This is a genomic window from Kitasatospora sp. NPDC094015 (assembly GCF_040304075.1).
In the GTDB taxonomy this organism is placed as follows: Bacteria; Actinomycetota; Actinomycetes; order Streptomycetales; family Streptomycetaceae; genus Kitasatospora.
Genome location: NZ_JBEOUL010000033.1, coordinates 53,335 through 71,833, shown reverse-complemented (window position 1 = coordinate 71,833; position 18,499 = coordinate 53,335). Strand labels below are relative to the sequence as shown.

12 protein-coding genes and 1 pseudogene are annotated in these 18,499 nt (G+C 74.5%); 6 read left to right on the top strand and 7 right to left on the bottom strand.

The window, feature by feature from the left end; genetic code table 11:
- Positions 1-365 precede the first annotated feature (365 nt).
- From ABT014_RS29120 to trpS, 3 genes are read right to left on the bottom strand one after another with little or no spacing between them, the layout of a single operon-like run.
- Complete coding sequence (locus tag ABT014_RS29120) at positions 366-1,091, bottom strand: nucleoside/nucleotide kinase family protein (protein ID WP_350642201.1); 726 nt, start codon at positions 1,089-1,091, stop codon at positions 366-368.
- 10 nt (positions 1,092-1,101) lie between these two features.
- Positions 1,102-2,103 carry a S66 peptidase family protein gene (locus tag ABT014_RS29115; RefSeq protein ID WP_350642200.1) on the bottom strand — a complete coding sequence of 334 codons (1,002 nt, stop codon included), beginning with the start codon at positions 2,101-2,103 and terminating at the stop codon, positions 1,102-1,104.
- 55 nt (positions 2,104-2,158) lie between these two features.
- Positions 2,159-3,181: a tryptophan--tRNA ligase gene (trpS, locus tag ABT014_RS29110; protein WP_350642199.1), complete on the bottom strand. Its 1,023-nt coding sequence runs from the start codon at positions 3,179-3,181 to the stop codon at positions 2,159-2,161.
- Positions 3,182-3,499: 318 nt separating this feature from the next.
- Between trpS and ABT014_RS29105 the strand changes: the two genes are divergently transcribed.
- Entirely contained in the window at positions 3,500-4,306 is an 807-nt protein-coding gene (locus tag ABT014_RS29105; RefSeq protein ID WP_350642198.1) for a hypothetical protein, read from the top strand.
- Between the two features lie 61 nt (positions 4,307-4,367).
- On the opposite strand, the gene ABT014_RS29100 is transcribed toward ABT014_RS29105, so the two are convergent.
- Positions 4,368-4,910, bottom strand: a complete 543-nt coding sequence (locus tag ABT014_RS29100; RefSeq protein ID WP_350642197.1) for an NUDIX hydrolase — start codon at positions 4,908-4,910, stop codon at positions 4,368-4,370.
- Positions 4,911-5,063: 153 nt separating this feature from the next.
- Between ABT014_RS29100 and ABT014_RS29095 the strand changes: the two genes are divergently transcribed.
- The gene (locus ABT014_RS29095) at positions 5,064-5,939 is read left to right on the top strand and encodes an ATP-grasp domain-containing protein (protein ID WP_350642196.1); all 876 of its coding nucleotides are present in this window, start codon (positions 5,064-5,066) and stop codon (positions 5,937-5,939) included.
- Positions 5,940-6,025: 86 nt separating this feature from the next.
- On the opposite strand, the gene ABT014_RS29090 is transcribed toward ABT014_RS29095, so the two are convergent.
- On the bottom strand, positions 6,026-10,048 hold the full coding sequence (locus ABT014_RS29090; RefSeq protein ID WP_350642195.1) for an ABC transporter ATP-binding protein: 4,023 nt from the start codon (positions 10,046-10,048) through the stop codon (positions 6,026-6,028).
- A gap of 191 nt (positions 10,049-10,239) precedes the next feature.
- Positions 10,240-10,875, bottom strand: coding sequence for an SACE_7040 family transcriptional regulator (locus tag ABT014_RS29085; protein WP_350642194.1), 636 nt, complete (start codon positions 10,873-10,875; stop codon positions 10,240-10,242).
- 129 nt (positions 10,876-11,004) lie between these two features.
- Between ABT014_RS29085 and ABT014_RS29080 the strand changes: the two genes are divergently transcribed.
- From ABT014_RS29080 to ABT014_RS29065, 4 genes are all read left to right on the top strand, one after another.
- Positions 11,005-12,753, top strand: coding sequence for a carboxyl transferase domain-containing protein (locus tag ABT014_RS29080; RefSeq protein WP_350642193.1), 1,749 nt, complete (start codon positions 11,005-11,007; stop codon positions 12,751-12,753).
- 76 nt (positions 12,754-12,829) lie between these two features.
- Positions 12,830-15,046: an acetyl/propionyl/methylcrotonyl-CoA carboxylase subunit alpha gene (locus ABT014_RS29075; protein ID WP_350642192.1), complete on the top strand. Its 2,217-nt coding sequence runs from the start codon at positions 12,830-12,832 to the stop codon at positions 15,044-15,046.
- Positions 15,043-16,023 (top strand): hydroxymethylglutaryl-CoA lyase, encoded by a 981-nt coding sequence (locus ABT014_RS29070; protein WP_350642191.1) that lies wholly within the window; start codon positions 15,043-15,045, stop codon positions 16,021-16,023. Before ABT014_RS29075 ends, ABT014_RS29070 begins: the two co-directional genes overlap by 4 nt.
- A 214-nt stretch (positions 16,024-16,237) precedes the next feature.
- Positions 16,238-17,428 carry an acyl-CoA dehydrogenase family protein gene (locus tag ABT014_RS29065; RefSeq protein ID WP_350642190.1) on the top strand — a complete coding sequence of 397 codons (1,191 nt, stop codon included), beginning with the start codon at positions 16,238-16,240 and terminating at the stop codon, positions 17,426-17,428.
- A gap of 117 nt (positions 17,429-17,545) precedes the next feature.
- On the opposite strand, the pseudogene ABT014_RS29060 reads toward ABT014_RS29065, so the two are convergent.
- Positions 17,546-17,992 (bottom strand): annotated as a pseudogene (locus ABT014_RS29060) (universal stress protein); the annotation flags it as partial.
- Between the last annotated feature and the right edge of the window lie 507 nt (positions 17,993-18,499).

Sequence of the window (18,499 nt, the reverse complement as noted above, 5' to 3'; positions counted from 1 at the left end):
TGACTTTTGGCACGCTGTTGAGTTCTCAAGGAACGGACACTTCCTTCGGACCGCCTTCCAGCGGGCCCTCCGGGCGCTTCGTTCTTTCGTGTTTCAAGCTTATCAGATGTTTTCCGCTCCGTTTTCGGAGCTTCCTGATCCGACTTGCTTTTCGCCGGCCCGGCCTGATGGCCTGTCCGACGTTTCAAACCTTAGCCGATCCCCGCCCCGAAAGGCGAATCCGGCTGCAATCCGTAAAAGCGCGCACAACAATTCGAACCGGGACGCGACGAGGCACGCCCAAGTGAAGGGAAGTGGTGTTTCCAAGGATTGGCCGCCCCGGGACCGTCCGCGTGGATACGTGTCCGGTGCTCCCTGCCGAGCGACTAGAGAACACTACGCCCATCCGGGGCCGGAGGCAAATGAGCCGCTCGGAGCACCCAGTCGCAGTCGGCGCGGGCCGCCTTCACGTACTCGCCGTTGGGGTGGTCGTTGGCCGCGATCCGGGCGAGGGCGTCCTCGCGGGACCGGCCGCCGGCCCGGTGGCGGTGCAGCAGGCGTTCGGCCCGGGTGGTGTCGTCGGCCTCGACGAACCAGAGTTCCGCCAGCAGCCGCCGGGCGGCGGGCCACGGGTCTGCGGGGGCGGCGAGGTAGTTGCCTTCGGTCACCACCAGGCGGGTGTGCGGACGGATCACGTGGCGGGCGGCGACCGGCTCGTCGAGCTCCCGGTCGAAGTCGGGCGCGTAGACGTCCCGGAAGCGGTCGGCGGTCACCCGGCCGAGCAGGGCGAGGTAGCCCCAGGCGTCGAAGGTCTCCGGGGCGCCCTTGCGGTCCCGCAGGCCGAGGCGGTCGAGCTGGGTGTTGGACAGGTGGAAGCCGTCGAGCGGGAGGTAGGCCGCGGACTCCGGCCCCTCGCGCCGGACCACCTCCTCGACCAGGCGGCCGGCCACGGTGGACTTACCGGCCGCCGGGGGCCCGGCCAGACCGAGGAGGATCCGTCCCTTGCGGCCCTCTCGTCCGTTGAGCAGGCGCAGCGCCCTCGCCACCGCCGCCTCGAAGTCCCCGCCGGGTGGCTGCTGCGCGCCGCCGGCGCCGTTGCCTTCGTCGTCCATGCCGCGCACCTTACTCAGTGCCACCGCCGTCCGGTCCCGCGACCGGAGCCCCGGCCCGCGGGCTCGCCAGGGCCGGTTCGTCCAGCGTCAGGGTGCCCGCGTCGGCGTCGAGGGTGGCGGTGACGCCGAGCGGGACGGTCGGGCCGGACGGCGCGTGGCCGAAGCCGAGTTCCCACAGCACGGGGACGCCGAGCGGGGCGAGCCGGTCGAGCATCACCGCGCGGACCTGCTCCGCCGGGCCGCAGCCGTCCCAGGAGCCGAGGACGATCCCGGCGACGCCGTCCAGCGCGCCGGAGCGCAGCAGCTGGGTCAGGATCCGGTCGAGCCGGTACGGCTGCTCGTTGACGTCCTCGAGCAGCAGCAGCGTGCCCGCGAAGGAGGGGCGTGCGGTGCGGGTGCCGCGTTCGGCGGCCAGGACGGAGGCGCAGCCGCCCGCGAGCGTGCCGCGGGCCACGCCGGGGACCAGCGGGGCGGCGGCGGGGCCGGTGAGGACGGTGGTGGTGGCGGGGTGGAAGAGGGTGCGGCGCAGGTGGTCGGCGGTCGGGCCGTCCGGGGTGAAGGTGGCGCTGGCGGGCATCGGCCCGTAGAAGGTGGGGACGCCCAGGTGCCGGGCGACGGCCTCGTGCAGCACGGTGGCGTCGCTGAAGCCGACCAGCGGCTTGGGCGGTGCGGCGCGCAGCGCGTCCCAGTCGACCAGGTCGACCATCCGCTGGGTGCCGTAGCCGCCGCGGACGCAGAGCACGGCGGCCACCTCGGGGTCGAGCCAGGCCTGCTGGAAGTCGGCGGCGCGGTGGGTGTCGGTGCCGGCGAGGTGGTCGAGGACGGGGTGGCGCTCGTCGAGGTGGGGCGCGGACCGGATCCGCAGGCCCCAGGAGCGGAGGATCTCGACGCCCCGCGCCAGCCGGGCCGGGTCGACCGGTCCGCTGGGGGCGACCAGTGCCACCCGGTCGCCGGGGACCAGGTGGCACGGCCGGGCGGCCGGGCGGTGGGGCGGGGAAGGTGGCTGAGTCATCGTCGGGCCTTCCGGGCGGGCTTGTTCGGCCGCTGACGGTATGCCCGCCGGGAGGTCACACCGATCCCATCACCGCCCGGACCTCCGCCAGGGTGGCGTCGGCGACCGCGTTGGCGCGCCGGTTGCCGGCGGCCAGCACCGCGCGCAGGTGGCCCCGGTCGGCGGCGAGCTCCGCCCGGCGGGTGCGCAGCGGCCTCAGGTGCTCGTTGACCGCCTCGGTGACGGTGGCCTTGAGGCGGGCCGCACCGCCCGGCCCGATCTGTTCGGCGACGGCGTGCGGGTCGCGGCCCGAGCAGTGCGCGGCGAGGTCGACCAGGGCGGAGACGCCGGGGCGGCGTGCGGGGTCGTAGGTGATGTGCCGGTCGGCGTCGGTGGTGGCGGCGCGGATCAGGCGGGCGGTCTCGTCCTCGGTGGCGCCGAGCGGGACGGCGTTGCCGCGGCTCTTGCTCATCTTGGTGCCGTCGGTGCCGAGCAGCAGCGGGGCGGCGGAGAGCAGGGGCTCGGGTTGCGGCAGCAGGTCGGTGCGGTAGCGGTCGTTGAAGCGCCGGGCGATGGTGCGGGTGAGTTCCAGGTGCGGGATCTGGTCCTGGCCGACCGGGACCAGGTCGGCCTTGCAGAACAGGATGTCGGCGGCCTGGTGGACGGGGTAGCTGAACATGAGCCCGCTGACGGCGGCCTGGCGGGAGTGCGCGATCTCGTCCTTGACGGTGGGGTTGCGGCTGAGTTCGGCGACGCTGACCAGGCTGAGGAAGGGCAGCAGCAGCTGGTTGAGGGCGGGCACCGCGCTGTGGGTGAAGACGGTGGCGCGTTCGGGGTCGATGCCGGCGGCGAGGTAGTCCAGGACCAGGTTCTCGGCGTGCTCGGCAGGCCGTTCGGCGACGTCCCGGTCGGTCAGCACCTGGTAGTCGGCGATCACCAGGAACAGGTCGACGCCGGTGTGCTGGAGCCGGACCCGGTTCTGCAGGGTGCCGAAGTAGTGGCCGAGGTGGAGCGGGCCGGTGGGGCGGTCGCCGGCGAGCACCCGCGGGCGCGGGGCGGGGGTTGCGGCGGCGGTGGGGGGTGTGGGCCGGTGGTGCATCGGGTCCTCCTGCGGGTCGGTGGGCGCCGGGTGGCGCGGCCGTCCGCCGGGGCGGGCCCGGTCCGTGCGGAGAACGCGACAGGGCCGTCCTGGTGGACGGCCCTGTGGTCCTGCGTGCGGGGTGGCCGTCCTAGGACGGCCACCAGCCGAGGGCGCAGGTGAGGTGCTGGGGCTTCATGGCTGCGATGGTAGCCGCGGTGCCGGATCGGCGCGCCGGGTTTTCCCGGTGCCGGGGCGTCACCGGACCGGCGGCCCTTGGCCGTCGTGCGCATGTGGGGCAGGATCGTCGGTGTCCAGTTCACGGAGGGCCCGTACGCCATGACCACGCTCGACCGGACCATGTCCGAACCCGCTCCGCCCGACCGGCCGTCAGGGGGTACGTCGGTGCTCGGCCGCCGCGAGCGGTCGGCCGGGGACGGTGGCGTGAGCGACATCGAGGAGCGGACGGCCGCCAAGCTGCTGCACGCGCTCGGCCTGCGGCTGCGTGCCGCGTACGAGCAGGGGGCGGAGGTCGAGGAGCTGGCCGCCGCCTGCCACCAGCCGCTGTCCGAGGTGAGCCGGCTGCTGGAGACGGCCGGGGTCGATCTGACCCTGGGACGCCCGGGGCCGGTACGGACGGCGGCGCCCGCCGTGCCGGAGGCGGTGGAGCAGGGCAGCGGGCGGCAGCTGCGGCGGTCCCGGCGGCCGACGCCCTCGCGCCGCCTCAGCCGGATCCATCCGCAGCCGCGGTCGCCGGAGGACGGCCCCCGGGTGGTGGGGCCTGCGGGTGCCGCGGCCGAGGCCGTCCCCGCGGTGCCGGCCGCGGCCGGTCCGCCGTTGGGGATCCTGATCGGGGCCTCCCCCACGCACCTGGAGGCAGCCGCACAGCTGGGGCAGCGTGAGCCGCGGCGGGTGGCGGCCAAGCTGGTGCGGGCCGGCCGGGGCACCTGCCTGGTGGTGCTGCCGTCCTGGCGGCCGGCCATCGTGGTGTCGGTGCCGACCGAACTGCTGCTGGCCTCGACCGGGTTGGGCCTGGAGAAGCTGGCCGGGGCGGGGCTGACGGTGCTGATCAACCCGGATGCGCTGCACGACCGGGAGCTCGATCTGCGGGAGTGGCGGGTGGAGGACCGGCGCACCCGGCGCTGAGCGCGCGGCGGTGAGCACGCAGCGGTGAGCGCACAGCGGTGAGCGCGCGGCGCTGCGGCGGTCAGCGGCGCGGGGCGTTGGGGACGTAGCCGAGGTGGACCGGTGCGACGGGCCCGTCGCCGGGCGGCCGCTCCTGGCGGACCGCGTCCAGCAGGGCGGGCAGCGTGGGCGGCCAGAACGGGCCGGCGCCGGGCCGGGCCAGCTCGTCCGGGCTCCACCAGTGCCAGCCGAGGATGTGGTCGGCCGTGTGCGCGGTGCGCAGGTCGCCGGTGGGCGGCCGGCGCGGCCCCCGGCCGAGGAAGATGTGCTCGTGCTGGCGGACCGGGATGCCGTGCCAGGTGAAGTCGTGTTCCCAGGTGCAGAGCAGCGGGCCGGGTTCGAGGTCGGTCCAGCCGGTCTCCTCGCGCAGTTCCCGGCGGGCGCCCTCGATCGGCGTCTCGCCGCTCTCCAGGCCGCCGCCCGGCATGTTCCAGTGCGGGCCGACCTCGCTGTTGTCGGACCGCAGCAGGAAGACCCGGCCCTGCGGGTCGAGCACGGCGGTCCGGGCGGCCTGCCGGGGTGTGCGCCGGGCCGGTGGTTTCGCCGTTCGTCGCAGGATCCGCATCGGATCACCGTGGCAGAGCGGGCGGGGGCTGTCGAGCGGTTTCGGCCGGGCCGGGGAGGGCGGGGAGGAGAGGCCGGGGAGATCCGGCGGGCACACGGTCGGCCGGGGCGCCGCCGACCGGTGGGCGGGCGGGTTCGCCGTACGCTGATCCGCATGCAGGCACCCTCGATCCTCTTCCCGGCGGACCCGTTGGCCCCGCGCCGGCCCGACCCGCACTACGTCTGGGAGGCCAGGCAGGTACGGGAGTTGGGCGGCGAGAGCGTGCTGCTGGACCATGACGCGCTGCTGGCGGGCGACGCCGTGCGGGCGGTGCGCCGGGTCCCGCAGGGGCAGGGACCGCTCTGGTACCGCGGCTGGATGATCCCGGTCGAGGCGTACGCGGCGCTCGGCGAGGCGCTGGCCGAACGGGGCTGCGCCCTGCTGACCACCCCGGCCGGGTACGCGGACGCGCACCAACTGCCGGGCTGGTACGAGGTGTTCGACGGGGTCACGCCGGAGAGCACCTGGATCCCGGGCGGCGCACCGGACCGCGCGCGGCTGGCGGCGGCGGCCGAACTGCTGGGCGGGCGCGGCCCGGCGGTGGTGAAGGACTACGTGAAGTCGCGCAAGCACGAGTGGGCGGAGGCCTGTTTCGTCCCGGACCTGGCCGATCTGCCCGCGCTGGAACGGGTGGTCGCCCGCTTCGTCGAGCTGCAGGGCGAGTACCTGGCGGGCGGGGTGGTGCTGCGGCGGTACGAGGAGTTCGTCCGGGACGAGGCGGGTCGGCCGCAGGAGGCGCGGGTGTGGTGGATGGACGGGGAGCCGGTGCTGGTCGGGCCGCACCCGGACGTCCCGGAGCTGGCGCCGGAGCCGGACCTGTCGGAGATCCGGCCGCTGGTCCGGCGGCTCGGCTGCCGGTTCATCACCACCGATCTGGCGCAGCGCGCGGACGGCGGCTGGCGGGTGGTCGAGGTCGGCGACGGGCAGGTCAGCGACCTGCCCAAGGGGATGCGGCCGGGAGCGCTGCTCACGCCGTTGATGGCGTCCTGAGCCGTCCTTCGGCGGCGGACGACGGACCGCGGGACCGCGGCCACGGCGGGCCTCCCGGGCGGCGGACCGTCCGGGAGGCCCGCCGTTCAGCCGGCGACCGGGGCCGGGTGGCCGTCCGCGACGAAGGCCTCCCAGAGGCGGGTGTAGGTGCCGCCGAGGGCGAGCAGTTCGGCGTGGGTGCCGTCCTCGACCACCCGGCCGTGGTCCAGCACCACCACCCGGTCGGCCCGCTCGGCCGTGCTGAGGCGGTGCGCGATGACCAGGGTGGTGCGGCCGCCGCTGAGGCGTTCGGCGGCCCGGTTGACCGCGGCCTCGGTGGACAGGTCGAGCGCGGCGGTGGCCTCGTCCAGCAGCAGCAGGTCGGGGTCGACCAGTTCGGCCCGGGCCAGCGCGATGAGCTGGCGCTGACCGGCCGAGAGGTTCCGGCCGCGGGCGGCGATCGGGTAGTCGTAGCCGCCCGCCAGCCGCATGATCATCTCGTGCGCGCCGACCGCCCGGGCCGCCGTCTCGATCTCGGCCGCACCCGCCTCCGGGCGGCCGTAGGCGATGGACTCCCGCACCGTGCCCGCGAACAGGTACGCCTCCTGCGGCACCACGCCCAGCCGGTGGCGGTACTGCGCCAGGTCGAAGCTGGTCACGTCGGTGCCGTCGATCCGGACCGTGCCGGCGGTCGCGTCGTAGAACCGGGCGACCAGCTTGACCAGGGTGGACTTGCCGGCGCCGGTCTCGCCGACCAGGGCGACGGTCTGCCCGGCCGGGATCCGCAGGTCGATGCCGGAGAGCACCTCGGGGCTGCCGTCACCGCCGTTGTAGGCGAAGCTGACGCCCTCGAAGCTGACCTCCCCGCTCAGCTCGCCGACCGGGACGGGCCGCGCCGCCTGCGGGGTGCTGGTCGGGGTCCGCAGCAGGTCGCGGATCCGGCCGAGGCCGACGGCGGCCTGCTGGTAGCCGTCGAACACCTGGGAGAGCTGGTTGACCGGGGCGAAGAACAGGTCGATGTAGAGCAGGTAGGCGACCAGCGCGCCGATGGTCAGGCTGCCCTCCTCGACCCGCGAGGCCCCGACGATCAGCACCAGGGCGGCGGCGATGCTGGAGAGGAACTGGACGAACGGGAAGTACAGCGAGATGTAGAGCTGGGCCCGGGCCCGGGCGTCCCGGTAGGCCAGGCCGTTGGCGACGAAGCGGTCGGTGTTGAGGTCCTGGCGCCGGAACGCCTGGACGATCCGCATGCCGGCCACGTTCTCCTGGAGGTCGGCGTTGACCGTGCTGATCAGGTCGCGGGAGATCTGGTACTGGGCCGCGGACTTCTTGCGGAACACCAGGGTCGCGACCACCAGCAGCGGCAGGACCGCAAACACCACCAGGGCGAGACCCGCGTCGATGATCAGCAGGGCGGCGAAGATGCCGAAGAAGGTCAGCAGGCTGACCACGGCGGTGACCACGCCGGTCTGCAGGAAGGTCGAGATCGAGTCGACGTCGGTGGTCATCCGGGTCATGATCCGGCCGGTCAGCTCGCGCTCGTAGTAGTCCAGGCCGAGCCGGTTGAGGTGCGCGAAGATCTTCAGGCGCAGGGTGTAGAGCACCCGCTCGCCGGTGCGGCCGCTGATCCGGGTCTCGGCCGACTGCACCAGCCAGTCCAGCAGGACGATCACCAGCGCGGCGAGCGCGGCGACCGCGACCCCGGACATCAGGGCCTTGGTCACGCCGTCGTCGATGCCGTGCCGGATCAGCACCGGGAGCGCCAGTCCGGCCGCGGTGTCCAGCGCCACCAGCAGCAGCGCGATGCCCAGCGGGAGGCGGAACGGGGCGAGCAGGCGGCGCAGGCTGAAGTTCGGGTCGCCGGCCTCGGCGGCGGCGATCGGGATGTCCGGGGCGTCGGTGGCCGGCGGCAGCGCCGCGACCTTGGCCAGCAGCTCGGGGGTGGCGCCGGACTGCCGCGGGTCGGGGCCGGACGGCGGGCGGACGGCGGGGGCGGCCCCGGCGCCCTGCCGGGTGTCCGGCTCGGCTCCCGGCTCGGGGTCGGGCTCCAGCTCCGGCTCAGGCTGGGCGAGGGCGTCCGGGTCGGTGATGAGCGCCCGGTAGAGCGGACATCGCTCCTCCAGCTCCTCGTGGGTGCCCAGGTCGACCAGGTGGCCGCGGTCCAGCACGGCGATCCGGTCGGCCAGCTGGAGGGTGGAGCGGCGGTGGGCGATCAGCAGGGTGGTGCGGCCGGCCATCACGCCGCGCAGCGCCTCGTGGATCTCCGCCTCCACCCGGGGGTCGACCGCGGAGGTGGCGTCGTCCAGCAGCAGCACCCGGGGATCGCTGAGGATCGCCCGGGCGAGCGCGATCCGCTGGCGCTGGCCGCCGGAGAGGGTGAGCCCCTGCTCGCCGACCTTGGTGTCGTAGCCCTCGGGGAGCTCGCGGATGAAGGAGTCGGCCTGGGCCGCGCGGGCGGCGGCCGTGATCTGCTCCTCGGTGGCCTCCGGGTGGCCGTACGAGATGTTGGTCCGGACGCTGTCGGAGAACAGGAAGCTGTCCTCGGGCACGATGCCGACCGTGGCGCGCACCGAGTCGAGGGTGAGCTCGCGCAGGTCGTGGCCGTAGAGCCGGATCGCGCCGGCGATGGGGTCGTAGAAGCGCGGCACCAGCTGCGCCACGGTCGACTTGCCGGAGCCGGACGCGCCCACCAGCGCGAGCGTCTCGCCGGGGGCGATCCGCAGGTCGAGGCGGTGCAGCACGGGCTCGGGGGACGGCGGGGCGGGCTGCTGCTCCGTAGCGAGGTCCGGGGTACCGTCGCCGTCCGGGTCGTGATCGTGGTCAAGGTCGTGGTCGTGGTCCAGGTAGTGGAAGTCCACGCCGTCGAGTTCCAGGGCCGGGGTGCCCGGTGCGGCCTGCGCGGGGTCGAGCACGCGGGCGTCCGGGCGCTCCTTGATCCGCGGCTGCTGGTCGACCAGGTGCAGCACCCGCTCGACGCCGGCCCTGGCCTGCTGGCCGACGGTGATCACCATGGCCAGCATCCGGACCGGGCCGGTCAGCTGCGCCATGTAGGTGGAGAAGGCCACGAAGGTGCCGAGCGAGACGTTGCCCTCGACGGCCAGCCAGCCGCCGAGCGCGAGCACCGCGACCTGGGCCAGCGCGGGCACGGCCTGCATGGCCGGGGTGTAGCGGCTGTTCAGCCGGATCGAGCGGAGCCGGGCGCCGTACAGCCCGCGCGAGACCCGCTCCAGCTTGGCCCGCTCCTGGGCCTCCTGCCCGAAGCCCTTGACCACCCGGACGCCGCCGATCGCCGCGTCCACCACGCCGGCGACCGCGGCCGCCTCCTGCTGGGCGGCCCAGGTCGCCGGGAAGAGCCGCTTGCGGCTCAGGGTGCTCAGCCACCACAGCACCGGGCCCATCACCAGGGCGATCAGGGTGAGCGGCGGCGAGAGCCAGAGCATCACGCCGAGCGACATGGCGAACATCAGCAGGTAGCCGGTCATCATCGGCAGCATCGACAGCAGCCCGTTGACCAGCTGGAGGTCGGAGGTCGCCCGGCCGACCACCTGGCCGGTGTCGAGCCGGTCCTGCCGGGCGCCGTCCAACCGGGTGAGCGAGCGGAACAGGTCGGCCCGCAGGTCGTGCTGCACGTCCAGCGCGAGCTGGCCGCCGTAGTAGCGGCGGACCTGGGTGGAGACGAAGACCAGCAGCGCGGCCACCACCAGGACGATCGCCCAGGGGGCGAGCGGGCGGGAGTGCGCGGTGATCACGTCGTCGATGATCAGCTTGGTGACCAGCGGGACGACCGCGGTGACCGCCATGCCGAGCAGCGAGGCGCCGAAGGCGAGCAGCACGTTGCGGCGGTAGTGCCAGCAGTAGCCGGTCAGCCGGCGCAGCCAGCCCGCCCCGGCGCTCGTCCGGCCGGCATCCCGCGCGCCGCCGTCCGGGGGCGTGCCGCCGCCCGGGGTACGGGCGTGGCGGGTACGGGTGTCCTGCGTGCCGGTGCCGGGGTGGCCGGTGCCGTTCGGGCCCGGCCGCGAGGCCGGGTCCGACCCTCCGGCGGCGGGCTGGTGGCCGCCGCTGCCGGTGTCGTCGCTGCTCCTGCCGTTGCGGGGGGATACCTCCGCGGTGGAACCTTGATTCTCGGGCATATTTAGGGATGCTAACCATTCGCCGGTGGGGCGTCCATCGCGCTCGAACGGGATGGACGGACGGCAGGCTCAACGACCGCCGGCCGCCGTTCCTTCCCGCTCTCCCACCATGCTCCGCCCGACCGCGCCCCCGCACCGGGCGGCGGCCCCCGGCCGGTCCGCCCTTGGTCCTACGCCCGCCGCCCCGGCCCTCAGGCGCCGGACGGCTCGGCGGCCGAGGAGAACGCGCCGCGGGCCAGGCTGCGCAGCAGGGCCGCCATGCCGTCCCGCGGCAGCCCGGAGCGCTCGGGCTGGGCCTGGCTGGCGCCGGCGCTGTGCGGGGTGGAGTTCAGCAGGCCGAAGACCGCGTGGACGGCGGCCCGGGCGCGCGGCTCGGCCTCGGGGGCGGCGAGCGGCGGGTAGGCCTCGCGGACCACCTCGACCCAGAGTTCGACGTACTTGCGCTGGAGGCGGCGGACCCGGCGCCGGTCGTCCTCCTTGAGGTGCAGCAGCTCCCGGTCGTGCAGGGTGATCAGGTCGGGGTCGTCGAGCGCGAAGTCGACGTGGCCGCGGATCAGCGCGTCCAGCGCCTCGGCCGGACGGCCGGCGTCCCCCGCCCGGCGGCGGCCCTCCTCCAGCAGCCGCTCGCTGATCCCGACCAGCAGGTCGGCGAGCATGGCGTCCTTGCCGGCGAAGTGGCGGTAGAGGCCGGGGCCGCTGATGCCGACGGCCTTGCCGATCTCGTCCACCCCGACGCCGAGGAAGCCGCGGGCCGCGAACAACCGGGCGGCCTCCTTCCGGATCTGATCGCGACGGGTGAGCCCGGGGGCGGCGGGGGCGTTCGACATGCCGTCCATCGTAGACAGCCGGGTTATCGCCGGTTAACCTGGCGGCAGGAGTTAACGGTCATTAACCTGGGGGCGCGGGCACCTCCGTCCGCCCACCTCTTCGGCTCCGAGGGCAAGGGAGCTCTTGGGATGGTCCTCTCAACCTTTGGATCGACGGCCGGGCTGCCGGCCGGGCCTGCCTTCGGCGGGTTCGGCGGCGGTGGCGGCGACCTCACCGCCGACCGGGCGGGCGGCGCGATCCGGGGCACCGACGCCGCGGCCGCGCCCGCACCCCGGCTGGAGAGCGCGGTGGACGCCGGATCGGCGGCCTACCGGGCGAACGTCGAGGCGCACCGGGCCCTGGTCGGCGAGCTGCGGGCGAAACTCGCCGCGGCGGCCCTCGGCGGCGGGGAGAAGGCCCGCGCGCGGCACACCTCGCGCGGCAAGCTGCTCCCGCGCGACCGGGTGGACACCCTGCTCGACCCGGGCTCGCCCTTCCTGGAGATCTGCCCGCTGGCGGCCGACGGGCTGTACGACGGTGCGGCGCCGGCCGCCGGCGTGATCGCCGGGATCGGCCGGGTGGCCGGCCGCGAGGTGGTCGTGGTGGCCAACGACGCCACCGTCAAGGGCGGCACCTACTACCCGATGACGGTCAAGAAGCACCTGCGCGCGCAGGAGGTGGCCCTGGAGAACCGGCTGCCCTGCATCTACCTGGTCGACTCCGGCGGCGCCTTCCTGCCGATGCAGGACGAGGTCTTCCCGGACCGCGACCACTTCGGCCGGATCTTCTACAACCAGGCCCGGCTGTCGGCCGCGGGCATCCCGCAGATCGCCGCGGTGCTCGGTTCCTGCACCGCGGGCGGCGCCTACGTCCCCGCGATGAGCGACCAGGCCGTGATCGTCCGCAACCAGGGCACCATCTTCCTCGGCGGTCCGCCGCTGGTGAAGGCGGCGACCGGCGAGGTCGTGACGGCCGAGGAGCTGGGCGGCGGCGACCTCCACTCCAAGACCTCGGGGGTCACCGACCACCTGGCCGAGGACGACGAGCACGCGCTGTCGATCGTCCGCACCATCGTGGCCGGCCTCGGCCCGCGCGCCGCGCAGCCCTGGCCGCTCGCGCCGGTGGAGCCGCCGGCGGTCGACCCGGCCGGGCTGTACGGCGCGGTGCCGGTGGACCCGCGCACGCCGTACGACGTCCGCGAGGTGATCGCCCGGCTGGTGGACGGCAGCCGCTTCGCCGAGTTCAAGGCCGAGTACGGCACCACGCTGGTGACCGGCTTCGCCCGGATCCACGGCCACCCGGTCGGCATCGTCGCCAACAACGGCGTGCTGTTCGCCGAATCCGCGCTCAAGGGCGCCCACTTCATCGAACTGTGCGACCAGCGCGGCATCCCGCTGCTCTTCCTGCAGAACATCACCGGCTTCATGGTCGGGCGCCAGTACGAGGCCGGCGGCATCGCCAAGCACGGCGCGAAGATGGTCACCGCGGTGGCCTGCACCCGGGTGCCGAAGCTGACGGTGGTGATCGGCGGCTCGTACGGCGCCGGCAACTACTCGATGTGCGGCCGGGCGTACTCGCCGCGCTTCCTGTGGATGTGGCCGGGGGCCAAGATCTCGGTCATGGGCGGGGAGCAGGCGGCCTCGGTGCTCGCCACCGTCCGCCGCGACCAGATCGAGGCGCAGGGCGGGGAGTGGGCCACCGAGGCCGAGGACGAGTTCAAGCGCCCGGTCAGGGAACAGTACGAGCGGCAGGGCAGCGCCTACTACGCGACCGCCCGGCTCTGGGACGACGGCGTGATCGACCCGCTGGACACCCGTACGGCGCTGGGCCTCGCGCTCACCGCCTGTGCCAACGCGCCGCTGGCCGAGCCCCGGCCGTACGGCGTCTTCCGGATGTGAGCGGCGGCCGACCGTGGCCGTCCCGACCTTGCCGCCACACCCCGGCGGCACTCCTCGACCAGGAGGAACACCTCCCATGTTCGACACCGTCCTCGTCGCCAACCGGGGCGAGATCGCCCTGCGGGTGATCCGCACCCTGCGGCGGCTCGGCGTCCGGTCGGTCGCGGTGCACAGCGACGCGGACGCCGACGCCCCGCACGTGCGCGCCGCCGACCTGGCCGTCCGCCTCGGCCCCGCCGACCGCAGCGACAGCTCGGCCGCCGAGAGCTACCTGCGGACCGACCTGATCCTGGCCGCCGCCCGCCGCACCGGCGCGCAGGCCGTCCACCCCGGGTACGGCTTCCTGGCCGAGAACCCGGGCTTCGCGCGCGCCTGCGCCGAGGCGGGGCTGGTCTTCATCGGCCCGCCGCCCGGTGCGGTCGAGCTGATGGGCGACAAGATCAACGCCAAGAACGCCGTGCGGGTCGCCGGCGTGCCCGTGGTGCCCGGCAGCCAGGGCGGCTCGCCCTCGGACGAGGACCTCACCCGGGCCGCCGCCGAGATCGGCTACCCCGTGCTGCTCAAGCCGTCCGCCGGTGGCGGCGGCAAGGGCATGCGGCTGGTCCGCGACCCGGCCGACCTGTCGGCCGAGCTGGCGGCCGCCCGCCGGGTGGCCCGGACCGCGTTCGGCGACGACACCCTGCTGCTGGAGCGCTGGGTCGACCGCCCCCGGCACATCGAGGTCCAGGTCCTGGCCGACACCCACGGCCGGACCGTGCACCTCGGCGAGCGCGAGTGCAGCCTGCAGCGCCGCCACCAGAAGCTGATCGAAGAGGCACCCTCCGTCCTGTTGAACCCGGAGACCCGCGCCGCCATGGGCGAGGCCGCCGTCCGGGCCGCCGAGGCCTGCGGCTACACCGGGGCCGGCACGGTGGAGTTCATCGTGCCGGGGCTGGACCCGGACCTGCCGACCCCCTCGGGGGTGCTGGACTTCTTCTTCATGGAGATGAACACCCGGCTCCAGGTCGAACACCCCGTCACCGAGCTGGCCGTCGCCGTGGGGGCGGACACCGCGCAGCCCCGGCGGCTCGACCTGGTGGAGTGGCAGCTGCGGGTCGCCGCCGGCGAGCCGCTGCCGTTCGAGCAGGACGACATCTCCTTCCTGGGCCACGCCGTCGAGGCCCGGATCTGCGCCGAGGACCCCGACCGCGACTTCCTGCCCACCGGCGGCCGGATCCTGCACCTCGCGGAGCCGGCCGGCGAGGGCGTCCGGGTGGACAGCGGGGTCACCACCGGCACCGAGATCGGCAGCCTGTACGACCCCATGCTGGCGAAGGTCATCGCGTACGGGCCCGACCGCCCGACCGCGCTGCGCCGGCTGCGCGCCGCCCTCGCGGAGACCGAGATCCTCGGGGTGACCACCAACACCGGATTCCTCCGGCGCCTGCTGGCCCACCCCGAGGTGGTGGCGGGCCGCCTCGACACCGGCCTGGTCGAGCGGAGCGTCCAGCAGACCCCTGTGCTGCTGGCAGCCCCGACCGAGCACGCCGGTCCGGACGGCACCGAGGTCTCCACCGTCGAACTGCTGTACACCGCGGCCGCACTGGCCCGGCAGCTGTCGCTCGCCCCCGCCGCCGCCCCCGGCGGCTGGGCCGACCCGTTCTCCCTCCCCTCCGGTTGGCGGCTGGGCGGTGAGGCCGCCTGGACGGCCCACCACCTGCGACTGCCGGGCCGCGACCCGGTCACCGTCCGTGTCCGCCCCAGCACTGCCGAGATCCTGGCAGACGGCACTGACAATCCGTCCGACCACACCACCGACCTGCAGGTACGGCTCGGCGACGGCCCGGTCCGACGGGCCCGGGCGGCCCTCTCCGGGCACCGCCTCCAGGTCACCGTCGACGGGCTGCGGTCGACCTTCGCCCACACCACCGACGGCGCGCCCTTCCACCGCACCGACTGGCTCGGCCTGGACGGCGACGCCTGGGCCGTGCACGCCCACGACCCGGTGGCCGACCGCACCGCCGCCGGTGCCACCCAGCACGGCGCGCTCACCGCACCCATGCCCGGCACCGTCACGGTGGTCAAGGCCGCCGTCGGCGAGCAGGTGAAGCGCGGGCAGGCACTCCTCGTCCTGGAGGCGATGAAGATGGAGCACGTGATCGCGGCTCCCTACGACGGCACGGTCAGCGAGCTGCGGGCGACCGCCGGCGGCACGGTCGCCATGGACGAGCTGCTCGCGGTGGTCACCGCCACCGAGGAGGCCGGCGAGACCGCCCCGACCGCCCCCTCGGCCGTCGCGGAGGTGGCGTCATGACCACCGAACGCGAGCCCGGCGTCCTCGAACTCGGGCTGCCCGACCCGGTGGTGGACCCGGAGCTGCCCACCCGGGTGCGGATCCACGAGGTCGGCGCCCGCGACGGGCTGCAGAACGAGAGCGCGCTGGTGCCGGTCGAGGTGAAGGCCGAGTTCGTCGCCCGGCTCGCCGCGGCCGGCCTGCGCACCGTCGAGGCCACCAGCTTCGTGCACCCCAAGTGGGTCCCGCAGCTGGCCGACGCGGAGCAGCTGATGCCCGAACTGGCCGCGCTGCCCGACCGGTACCCCGGCCTGCGGCTGCCGGTGCTGGTCCCCAACGAGCGCGGTCTGGACCGGGCGCTGGCGCACCACGCCACCGACGTCGCGGTGTTCGCCAGCGCCACCGAGACCTTCGCCCGGCGCAACCTCAACCGCTCGGCGGACGAGGCGATGGCGATGTTCCGCCCGGTGGTCGAACGGGCCGGCCAGGCCGGCGTGCCGGTCCGCGGCTACCTCTCGATGTGCTTCGGCGACCCGTGGGAGGGGCCGGTCGGCACCGACCAGGTGATCCGGCACGGCCTGCAGTTGCTGGAGCTGGGCTGCGCCGAACTCAGCCTCGGCGACACCATCGGCGTGGCCACCCCGGGCCAGGTGACAGCGCTGCTGGCCGGGTTCGTCCGGGCCGGCGTCCCGGTCGAGCGGCTCGCGGTGCACTTCCACGACACCTACGGCCAGGCGCTGGCCAACACGCTCGCCGCGCTGCGCAGCGGGGTGACGGTGGTCGACGCCTCGGCCGGCGGCCTGGGCGGCTGCCCGTACGCCAAGAGCGCGACCGGCAACCTGGCCACCGAGGACCTGGTCTGGATGCTGCACGGCCTGGGCATCGAGACCGGCGTCGACCTGGCCGCGCTGGCCGCCACCAGCGGCTGGATGGCCCGCCGGCTCGGGCGGCCCAGTCCGTCCCGGACGGTCCGGGCCCTGCTCGGGGCGGACGGCTGAGCCCGCCCGGGCCGCCCACCGCCTCCCCCCTCGTGTTCCCCCGTCCCGGCGCCGCTCCCGCGGCCGGGACCCGTGCGGCCGGCGGCCGAACCCGCCGGCCGCGCCGAAGGTCGCCGGGCACCGCCCGGCCCGGACCGGACCGCTCCGGGCCCGCCGACTGCCCTCCGAACCGCCCTCACCCCGGCCGTACCGGCCCGATCCCAGGAGGATCCCCATGCTCGACCACAGGCTGGACCACGAGCACGAGCAACTGCGCCGCACGGTCGCCGAGTTCGCGCAGGACGTGATCGCGCCCAAGATCGGCGAGTTCTACGAGCAGGAGGAGTTCCCGTACGAGATCGTCCGGGAGATGGGGCGGATGGGCCTGTTCGGCCTGCCCTTCCCTGAGGAGTACGGCGGTATGGGCGGCGACTACTTCGCGCTCGGCCTGGTGCTGGAGGAACTGGCCCGGGTGGACTCCTCGGTGGCCATCACGCTGGAGGCCGCGGTCTCGCTCGGCGCGATGCCGATCTACCGGTTCGGCACCGAGGAGCAGAAGCGCTCCTGGCTGCCGCGGCTGGCCTCGGGCGAGATCCTCGGCGCCTTCGGCCTGACCGAGCCCGAGGCCGGCTCGGACGCCGGCGGCACCCGCACCACGGCCCGCTACGACGAGGCCACCGACGAGTGGGTGATCAACGGCACCAAGTGCTTCATCACCAACTCGGGGACCGAGATCACCGGCCTGGTCACGGTGACCGCACTGACCGAACCGCTCGCTCGTTCGAGTGAAGGTGCCGGAGAGGTCTCGCCGTCGCGCGAGATCTCGTCCATCATCGTGCCCACCGGAACTCCGGGGTTCCAGGTGGCCAAGAAGTACTCCAAGGTCGGGTGGAACGCCTCCGACACCCGCGAACTCTCCTTCACCGACTGCCGTGTCCCCGCTGCCAACCTGCTCGGCCCGCGCGGCCGCGGCTACGCCCAGTTCCTGCGGATCCTCGACGAGGGCCGCATCGCCATCGCAGCCCTGTCCACCGGCCTGGCGCAGGGATGTGTCGACGAGTCACTCAAGTACGCCGCCGAGCGCCGGGCCTTCGGCCGCCCGATCGGTGCCAACCAGGTCATCCAGTTCAAGCTCGCCGACATGGAGATGCGCGCCCACACCGCCCGCCTGGCCTGGCGGGACGCCGCCTCCCGGCTGCTGCACGACGAGCCCTTCAAGAAGGAGGCTGCGATCGCCAAGCTCTACGCGTCCGAGGCCGCCGTCGACAACGCCCGGGAGGCCACCCAGATCCACGGCGGCTACGGCTTCATGAACGAGTTCCCGGTCGCCAGGTTCTGGCGTGACTCCAAGATCCTGGAGATCGGCGAGGGCACCTCCGAGGTGCAGCGCATGCTCATCGCCCGCGAGTTGGGCATGCGGTACTGAGCCGACCACCACGACCCGACCGTCACCGCTTCGTCGCCGTCCGGGCCCGGACCCGGGCGGCGGCGGGGATGGCGGCCGGGACGGTGCTCCCCCTGCGACCGGCCCCGGAGCCAGGCCTCAGGGGATCACGATGACGGGTCGGTTGGCCCGGCGGGCCAGCCGGCCCGACACCGAACCGAAGAGCTTGCCCAGCAGGCCGTGGGTGCTGCCGACGACGATCGCGTCGGCCGCGTACTCCCGGCCGACCTCCTCGATCTCGTGGCAGATGTCCCCACCGCGCTCCACCAGGATCCACGGCACCCCGGACAGGAAGTCGGCGCAGGAGAGTTCCAGGCCGAGGATCTCGGTGCGGTGGTCGGGCAGGTCCACGAAGACCGGGGGCTCGCACCCCGCCCAGACCGTGGCCGGCAGCCGGTTGGCCACGTGGACGATCACCAGCCCGCACTGCGAGCGCCGGGCCATGCCGACGGCGTAGGCCAGCGCCCGCTCGCTCGACAGCGATCCGTCGAAGCCGACCACCACCCCGTGCTGGAACGCCGGGTCGCACGGCCGGACGGCCTGCTCCTGGGGTTCCCGCTCACCGGCACCGCTGACCGCAGGGCCGCCGGCTCCGGCGGTGGCCCGGCGCACCGGCCCGGCCCCGCGGCCGCCCGTCTGCGCGCCCTCGCCGGCACCGTCCCGCTGCACCGCCTCGGCCCGGATCGCTCCGGACGCCCCCGACAAGCCCGACAAGCCCGACGGCCGGGGAACTCCCGCACCGTCCGCCGGGTGGCGCTGCTGCCTGCCGAGTCGCAGGATCAGGCCGGCCCATGCGCGGGCGCTCCGGCGGGCGTCCCGGGAGCGGGGCACGGAGTCATCGACCCGGCGTGCGGCGGCGTCCGCCTGGGGGGAGGCGGGAGGCTCAAAACCAACCATGGCTCAAAGCTCTTCAGACTGAGGCGGGCCGACAGGAGGGGCGAGTTCTGCCCCGGCAACAAGTCCCGTTCGCGGCACCGAGCCGTTCCGCACCGTGCACCACAGAATGTGACCTGTTCCTTTCAGAGTACGACGAGCCGGGTCCCCGGCCCAGCA